Annotated in this window: 5 protein-coding genes and 4 pseudogenes; 3 read left to right on the forward strand and 6 right to left on the reverse strand. The window is 68.1% G+C overall.

Annotated features, from left to right (window positions below):
- Nucleotides 1-294: 294 nt before the first annotated feature.
- The 5 genes and pseudogenes from dnaQ to AC2W7M_RS14890 form a co-directional block, all read right to left on the reverse strand.
- Entirely contained in the window at nucleotides 295-1,026 is a 732-nt protein-coding gene (gene dnaQ, locus AC2W7M_RS14870) for a DNA polymerase III subunit epsilon (protein WP_486133028.1), read from the reverse strand.
- A 10-nt stretch (nucleotides 1,027-1,036) separates the two neighbouring features.
- Entirely contained in the window at nucleotides 1,037-1,633 is a 597-nt protein-coding gene (gene coaE, locus AC2W7M_RS14875; RefSeq protein ID WP_486133029.1) for a dephospho-CoA kinase, read from the reverse strand.
- Nucleotides 1,634-1,636: 3 nt separating this feature from the next.
- A pseudogene (locus AC2W7M_RS14880) lies at nucleotides 1,637-2,484 on the reverse strand (shikimate dehydrogenase).
- A gap of 21 nt (nucleotides 2,485-2,505) precedes the next feature.
- The gene (locus tag AC2W7M_RS14885; RefSeq protein WP_486133030.1) at nucleotides 2,506-3,111 is read right to left on the reverse strand and encodes a Maf family protein; all 606 of its coding nucleotides are present in this window, start codon (nucleotides 3,109-3,111) and stop codon (nucleotides 2,506-2,508) included.
- 6 nt (nucleotides 3,112-3,117) lie between these two features.
- A pseudogene (locus AC2W7M_RS14890) lies at nucleotides 3,118-3,962 on the reverse strand (pyruvate, water dikinase regulatory protein).
- Between the two features lie 350 nt (nucleotides 3,963-4,312).
- On the opposite strand from AC2W7M_RS14890, the pseudogene hemE reads away from it, so the two are divergent.
- From hemE to rho, 3 genes and pseudogenes are all read left to right on the forward strand, one after another.
- Nucleotides 4,313-5,352, forward strand: a pseudogene (hemE, locus tag AC2W7M_RS14895) (uroporphyrinogen decarboxylase).
- A gap of 41 nt (nucleotides 5,353-5,393) precedes the next feature.
- Nucleotides 5,394-5,819, forward strand: coding sequence for a protoporphyrinogen oxidase HemJ (hemJ, locus tag AC2W7M_RS14900; protein WP_486133031.1), 426 nt, complete (start codon nucleotides 5,394-5,396; stop codon nucleotides 5,817-5,819).
- 380 nt (nucleotides 5,820-6,199) lie between these two features.
- A pseudogene (gene rho, locus AC2W7M_RS14905) lies at nucleotides 6,200-7,470 on the forward strand (transcription termination factor Rho).
- Between the two features lie 561 nt (nucleotides 7,471-8,031).
- Here the strand turns inward: rho and AC2W7M_RS14910 are convergent.
- Nucleotides 8,032-8,239 (reverse strand): DUF4175 family protein (locus AC2W7M_RS14910; RefSeq protein ID WP_486133032.1); only part of this gene is annotated, 208 nt, incomplete at its 5' end.

Consider the following 8,239-nt stretch of genomic DNA (forward strand, 5'->3'; position numbering starts at 1 on the left):
CGCACCGGCGGAAGGGGCGGCCTTCGTGTGCGTTGGCGAACGCTGCTCGCTGCCGGTGACGGCGCCGGAAGGGATCGCGGCGGCGCTGGCGGAATTTTCCGCCTGAAGCGCCCCGGCGCCCGGGGCGCGGACGACACCCCCTCTCAGATTCGCTCAGAGAGTCACCGGCGGGCGTTTTTCCGCTGGACGACCTTCGCCTCGGACAAAGGGGTGATCGGCCGTCCTGGGGCTTCCTACGCGATCGATTTTTCCGATGGTGTCCGGCGTTTCGACAACTCTTGATTGTCGAGCGCCTCAGCCCGCCGCGCTCTCGGGTGCGGCCGGCGCGCGTTCCGCGTAGCTGAGCCAGATGGCCTTCTCGCCCAGGCCGGCGACGAAGGCGGCATGGGCTTCGGCCTCGGCGGCGCTCACGCGGGAGGGCAGGGGCATGGGGCGGGGGCGCGCGGCGGCGATGGCGGCCGACACCAGGCGCGGCGCCTCCGACACCTCTTCCACAAGACCGATGAGGCTCGCCTGGCGCCCGCCGAGCAGCTCGCCATAGACCTCGGCCAGCAGCTCCGCATCGAGCAGCGCGCCATGCTTCACCCGGCGCGAACTGTCGATGCCGTAGCGGTTCATCAGATCGTCGAGGCGGTTGCCGCCGCCGGGATGCTTGCGCCGCGCCAGCGCCAGCGTGTCGATCACCCGGTCGCGGGCGATCACCGGCCGGCCCGCGCGCTCCAGCTCCGCGTTCAGGAAGCCGATGTCGAACGCGGCATTGTGGATCACCAGGGTGTCGTTCTGGATGAATTCGATGAAGTCATCCGCGATCTCGATGAACTTCTTCTTGTCGGACAAGAATTCGCTGGAAAGCCCATGCACGTTGAAGGCTTCCACCGGCATGTCGCGCTCGGGATTGATGTAGACGTGGAAGACGTTGCCGGTGAGGATGCGGTTCACCATCTCCACGCAGCCGATCTCCACAACCCGGTCGCCGCCATGGGCTTCCAGGCCTGTGGTCTCGGTGTCGAGCACGATCTCCCGCATCCTGTCCCCCTCACCCCCGCCGGCCGGGCCCAGAAAGCGCCCGCACCACGCCCGCCACCTGACGGCGCGCCGCCTCGAAGCCGCGGCCGGTGTCGATGACGAAATGGGCGCGGCGGCGCTTCTCGGCGTCCGGCAGCTGCCGCGCGAGGATGGCCTCGAAACGCTCCGGCGTCATCCCCGGACGGTCGAGAACGCGGGCGCGCTGCACAGCTATCGGCGCACTCACCACCGCGATGGCGTCCACCCGCGCGTCGCCGCCGGTCTCGAACAAAAGCGGGATGTCGAGCACCGCCAGCCGGGCGCCGGCGCGCCGGGCGGCCTCCAGGAAGGCCGTCTCCTCCGCCCGCACCAAGGGATGGACGATGGCCTCCAGCCGCTTCATGGCGTCCGCATCGTTCAGCACCCGCGCGGAGAGCGCCGGGCGATCGATGGCCCCGTCCCGGGTCACGCCAGGAAACGCCGCCTCCACCGGCGCAACCGCCGCGCCTTCATAGAGACGGTGCACCGCCGCATCGGCATCGTGCACCGGCACGCCGAGGGCGCGGAACATGGCCGCGGTGGCGGACTTGCCCATGCCGATGGATCCGGTGAGGCCGAGGATCCACACCGCTCAAGCCTCCAGCTGGCCCTTGGCGCGAAGGTCCTCGATGATGAAGGCGCGCAGCGCCTCGCTCACCTTGGGCCGGACGCCGAACCAGCGTTCGAAGCCCGGCACGCCCTGGTGCAGCAGCATGCCGAGTCCGTCCACGCTGCGCAGGCCGCGCGCGGTCGCAAGCTTCAGAAGCGGGGTGATGAGCGGCACATAGACCACGTCGCTCACCACCGCGTCGTCGCGGAGCGGCCCAAGGTCGATGGCCATGGGCTCGGCGCCCTTCATGCCGAGGCTGGTGGTGTTGACGAGGATGTCCGCCTCCGCCAGCGCCGCGGGCACAGCGTCCCAGCCTTTGGGGTGGACCTGACCGGGAAACGGCTTCGCCACCTCCTCGGCGCGCGCCAGCGTGCGGTTCACCAGCAGCACCCGGTCGAAGCCGCGCTCCACCAGCCCCCGCACCACCGCCCGCGAGGCGCCGCCCGCGCCGAGCACCAGAGCGAGCCGGCGCGCGCCCTCCCAGCCGGGAACGGTGGCGTCGAGATTGGCGAGGAAGCCGTAGCCGTCGGTGTTCGCGCCGCAGAGCCGGTCGCCCTCCAGCCAAAGGGTGTTGGCCGCCCCGAGCGCGACGGCGGAGGGGTCCGCCTCGTCGAGCACCGAGAAGGCGATCTCCTTGTTGGGCGCCGTCACGTTGCAGCCGGCATAGCCGCGGTCCGCAAGCGACCGGTAGAAGTCGGCGCAGTCTCGGGCGGCACCTCCTCGCGGCCGTAGAAGCCGTCGATGCCATGCTCCTTCAGCCAGAAGCCGTGCAGCAGCGGCGAGCGGGAATAGCTGACCGGCTGGCCGGTGATGCAGACCCTGGTGGTCATGGCCCTATCCTCGTTCCGCGCTCACGGCAGCAGCCCCTGCTCGCGGAAGAAGGCGAGCAGCTGGAGCAGCGGCAATCCCAAGATGGTGAAGTGGTCCCCGTCCACCCGCGTGAACAGGTGCACGCCCACCGCCTCCAACTGATAGGCGCCCACCGAGGTGAGCACCCGCTGGCCAGCGGCGGAGAGATAGGTGTCGAGCGTATCGTCGGAGAGCGCGCGCATGGTCAGGAAGGCGCTCACCACCGCGTCGAACACCACCGTGCCGTCGAACGCCACCGCCACCGCGGAATGCAGCGCATGGGTGTGGCCCGACAGGCGCCGAAGCTGGTCGCGGGCGGCCTCCACGGTGCGCGGCTTGTGGAAGATCTCGGGGCCCAGCGCCAGGGTCTGGTCAGCGCCGACGACGATGCGGCCCGGCGCCGCCCTGGCGCCGCCCAGCGCCTTCGCCCGGGCCAGGAGCAGCGCGACCTGGGCCGGCTCGATATCGCCCGCGTCGGCCTCCAATGCGCGCTCGTCCACGTCGGCCGCGACCGTCTCCACCGGCAGCCCGGCATGGACGAGAAGGGTCAGCCGGGTCGCGCTCTTCGACGCCAGGATCAGCGGCTGCTCGCCGCGCCATAAGGTCATGGGAAATCAGGTCTCCGCGATGGCGCGGCGGCGCCGCTCCGCAAGCAAGGCGACGATGGTGGCGGCGGTCTCCTCGATGGAGCGCCGCGTCACGTCGATCAGCGGCCAGCCGTTGCGCGCGCACAGGCGGCGCGAGAAGTTGATCTCCTCCGACACCGCCTCGCGGTCGGTATAGGAGGTGCTGCCGCTGGCCGCATTGAGGCCGAGCAGCCGGTTCTGCCGGATCTCGACGATCCGCTCCGCGCTGGCGACGAGGCCCACCACCAAGGCGCCTTCAAGCTCTCGATGTTGCTCGGCAGCGGCACATTGGGCACCAGCGGGATATTGGCGGTCTTGATGCCCCGGTTGGCGAGATAGATGGAGGTGGGGGTCTTCGAGGTGCGCGAGACGCCGAGGAGCACCACGTCGGCCGCCTCCAGGTCGTCGGTCATGTGGCCGTCGTCGTGCATCACCGTGAAGTTGAGCGCGTCGATGCGCTTGAAATAGCTGGCGTCGAGCGAATGCTGGCCGCCGATGCGCGGCGTCGGCTCGCCGCCGAGATACGACTGGAACAGCTGCACCACCGGCGCCAGCACCGACATGTAGGGCACGCCCAGCTCGCGGCAGCGCACCTTGAGGCGCTCTCGGATCTCCTTGTCCACCAGCGTATAGAGCACGATGCCGGGATTGCTCTCGATCTCGGACAGCACCCGCTCCAGCTGCTTCATGGAACGGACCAAAGGGTAGACGTGTTCTATGGGCAGCACGTTGGCATATTGGGCGCAGGCGGCCCGGCCCACATTGATCAGCGTCTCGCCGGTGGCATCGGACACGAGGTGCAGGTGGAAGTAGCTTTCGCTTGGCGATTTCACTGCGCTCACGCTTGTCCACCGGTCCTGTGAAAGCCTGTTGAGAAGCCATGCCCGCTCGCGACCGGGAAGGCAAGTGCGGGGAGAACGGGGATCGTCATCCACAATGAAGCCGGAGTGGAGCCGTTTCACCGCCGGCCTGTGGGGGAATGTGGACGCCCGCTGGCTGCCCGGCGTTAACCCTTCATTAACCGACGTTTCGCCGGCTTCGCACACGCATCAAGTGGGGGTGCGGTGGCGTGTCCGTCTGTGGATCGGTTGTCGACGGCCCTGCGAATGGTTAATCAACCCCTAAGACTCCAAAGACTCTCTTTTATAAATAGACTCTCTTTTTAGAAGGGATGGGGATGACCCTGCCGCGCGCCACGCAATCGCGCATCCTGAAGGTGCTGGGCGGGGAGCCGCTCGACCCGCCGCCATTCTGGATGATGCGCCAGGCCGGGCGCTATCTGCCCGAATATCGGGAAGTGCGGGCCCATGCCGGCGGCTTCCTGGACCTGTGCTACACGCCGAAGCTCGCCGCCGAGGTGACGCTGCAGCCGATCCGCCGCTTCGGCTTCGATGCGGCGATCATCTTCTCCGACATTCTCATCATCCCCCACGCGCTCGGCGTCGACCTCACCTTCGAGGCCGGAGAGGGACCGCGGCTCGCGCCGGTGACGGACCAGGCCGGCATCGCGGCCCTCGCCCCTGTGCTCGATCGCGCCAAGGTCGGCCCGGTCTACGAGGCGATCGCGCTGACGCGGGCGGCGCTGCCGCACGAGACGGCGCTGATCGGCTTTTGCGGCGCGCCCTGGACGGTGGCCACCTACATGGTGGCGGGCCACGGCACCGACGACCAGGCCCCGGCCCGCCTGCTGGCGCTGCGCGACGAGGCCGTGTTCCAGCGCCTCATCGACCGTCTGGTGGAGGCCTCCATCACCCATCTGTGCGGGCAGATCGAGGCCGGCGCCGATGCGGTGCAGATCTTCGACACCTGGTCCGGCGTGCTCGATCCCGCCTCGTTCGAGCGCTGGTGCGCCGAACCCATGGCGCGCATCGTCGAAGCGCTCGCCGGCCGCCATCCGAGCGTGCCGGTGATCGCCTTTCCGAAAGGCGCGAACCTGGAGGCGCTGGAGCGCATGGCCGCGACCGGCATCGCCGCCATCGGCCTCGACTGGGCGGCGGACCGCCGCGCGGCCCGCACCCGCCTCTCCGACAAGGTGGCGCTCCAGGGCAATCTCGATCCGCTGCGATTGATCGCCGGCGCGCCGCGCTGGAGGAGGAGATCGCCCGCATCCGCAGCGATTTCCTGGGCGTGCGCCACATCTTCAACCTGGGCCACGGCATCCGTCCCGAAACCCCGATCGCGCATGTGGAAAAACTGGTGGAGGGCGTGCGCCGGGCGCTGTGAACGCAAGCCTTTTCATCGGCTGGTGAATATCGGGGACGGGAATGCTCTACGAGTGGATCAAGGCGCTGCACATCCTCGCCGTCATCTCCTGGATGGCGGGCATGCTCTATCTGCCGCGCCTGATGGTCTACCACTGCACGGCGCCGGCGGGTTCGGCGCAGTCGGAAACCTTCAAGGTCATGGAGCGCCGGCTGCTCAAGGCGATCATCAACCCGGCGATGGCGGTCACCTGGCTCGCCGGCCTGTGGCTCGCTTATGAGGGCTGGTGGTATGTGGCGCCCTGGTTCCACGCCAAGTTCGCGCTGGTGCTCGCCATGTCAGGCATGCACGGCTTTCTGTCCCGCTGGGTGCGCGACTTCGCGAACGACCGCAACACCCGCTCCCAGCGCTTCTTCCGCATCGCCAACGAGGTGCCCACCGTGCTGATGATCGGCATCGTCATCCTGGTGGTGGTCAAACCTTTTTGATGTCGCCTGCGACGCGAGCGCGCGCGGCGATCGGCTTACACCGCGCCTGGATGCGAAGAAGCGTTCAATCTCATGAAGTTAGAGTGCGATTTGCCGATCGGGCGGGTCGCATTTGATCCGATCCTGCTTTGGGAGGGCTTGCGCGGCGGAAATCAGCCCCCTATCTTCGCGCTGCTTTCCTCAACGCAGGCAAACGTGCGTCCCACAGCCGCGATCCCGTCATGGGTGCGATCCCAGAATGGGGCCGGCTCGCGCGTCAGGTGAAGGCTCAGGCCGGCTCTCCCTGAAGACCTGCGATCTCCCGTCCATCCAGACCCACCGGCTGCGATCACACCCTGATCGGACCGGGAAATCCCAAAGACATATCGAGGCTTTCCCTTATGCGGGAAGTGAAACTTCAAGACCTCAAGTCCAAGACTCCGGTCGAACTCCTCGCCTTTGCCGAAGAGAACGAGGTGGAGAACGCCAGCACGCTGCGCAAGCAGGAGCTGATGTTTGCGATCCTCAAGCAGCTCGCCGCCACCGAGACCGAGATCATCGGCGAGGGCGTGGTGGAGGTGCTCCAGGACGGCTTCGGCTTCCTGCGCTCGCCGGAGGCCAATTATCTGCCCGGGCCGGACGACATCTACGTCTCCCCCTCCCAGATCCGCCGCTTCGGACTGCGCACCGGCGACACGGTCGAGGGCCAGATCCGCTCTCCCAAGGAGGGCGAACGCTATTTCGCGCTGCTCAAGGTCAACACGATCAATTTCGAGGACCCCGAGAAGCGCGCCACAAGATCAATTTCGACAACCTGACGCCGCTCTATCCGGACGAGCGACTCAAGCTCGAGCACGAAGAGCCGACCGGGACCAAGAAAGACTTTTCGCCGCGAATCATCGACATCGTGGCGCCCATCGGCAAAGGCCAGCGCGGCCTCATCGTCGCCCCGCCGCGCACCGGCAAGACGGTGCTGCTGCAGAACATCGCCAAGTCCATCACCGCCAACCATCCGGAATGCTTCCTGATCGTGCTGCTGATCGACGAGCGGCCGGAGGAAGTCACCGACATGCAGCGCTCGGTGAAGGGCGAGGTGGTCTCCTCCACCTTCGACGAGCCGGCCTCGCGCCATGTGCAGGTCGCCGAGATGGTGATCGAGAAGGCCAAGCGCCTGGTGGAGCACGGCCGCGACGTGGTGATCCTGCTGGATTCCATCACCCGCCTGGGCCGCGCCTACAACACCGTCGTGCCGTCCTCCGGCAAGGTGCTGACCGGCGGCGTGGACGCCAACGCCCTGCAGCGGCCGAAGCGCTTCTTCGGCGCGGCGCGCAACATCGAGGAAGGCGGCTCGCTGACCATTATCGCCACGGCGCTGATCGAGACCGGCTCGCGCATGGACGAGGTGATCTTCGAGGAGTTCAAGGGCACCGGCAATTCCGAGGTCATCCTCGACCGCAAGGTGTCCGACAAGCGCGTGTTCCCGGCCATCGACATCACCCGCTCCGGCACCCGCAAGGAGGAGCTGCTGGTCCCGGCCGACACGCTCAAGAAGATGTACGTCCTGCGGCGCATCCTCAATCCCATGGGCACGGTGGACGCCATCGAGTTCCTTTTGGACAAGCTGCGCCAGACCAAGACCAACCAGGACTTCTTCGATTCCATGAACACCTGAGGGGCGGGCGCTCCGGCCGTGACCGCGGCCGGAGCCGCTGCTTCAGGGGATCAGGCCGTGTCAGCGCCCAGCGCTGCGGAACGAACGGCCAACCGTGCCGGCGCAGCGATTCGCGCCGCTTTCGTTCAGGCCTCGTTCTGTCACCGCCGCCGGGGACCGACGGTTCCGTGGCGGATGCGTATCGTTCCGGGACATCGCCGGCGGCATCGCTGCCGGGCGCTCGCCGCCCGCCCTGCACTTGCGCTGCACTTGCCCGCGGCGTCTGTCCGCTTCACGGCCGTGGCCCTCCGGCTTGATCGGAGGGCCTTTTTCGCGGCCGGCCGCGCGGCGGTGCGGGTGCGAGGATGCTCCGGTCACGGAGCATGATCGGCAGCTGGAGGCTTGCCGCTCCCCTCACCGACGTTCACCGCCGTCATCCCCCGGCTTGTCCGGGGGATCCACGTCGCGGCTCGTCCGACGCTTCACCTTCGGCCGCCCGCAGGCGGGGAAGTGGATGCCCCGGATGAGCGGGGCATGACGGCGCGGTGCTTCACGGCCTTCGGGGCGCAGGGGCCGGCCGGCTCACAGCCCCTTCAGCAGGCGCTCCAGATAGTCGAGCTCGATCTGCGGCCGCAGGGGCTGTTCCAGGCGGCGGCGCAGCTCCTCCAGCACGCGGCGGGCGCGCTGGGCGTCCACCTCGTCCGGCACTTCACGGTGAAGTCGTCGCCATAGTCCTGGACTGCGCAGCGGCCGGCCGAGCGGGTCGACGCGCTGACGCCGCGTCCTCGCC

The sequence above is a fragment of the Xanthobacter sp. BG11Y11_SDJG genome (assembly GCF_057364445.1).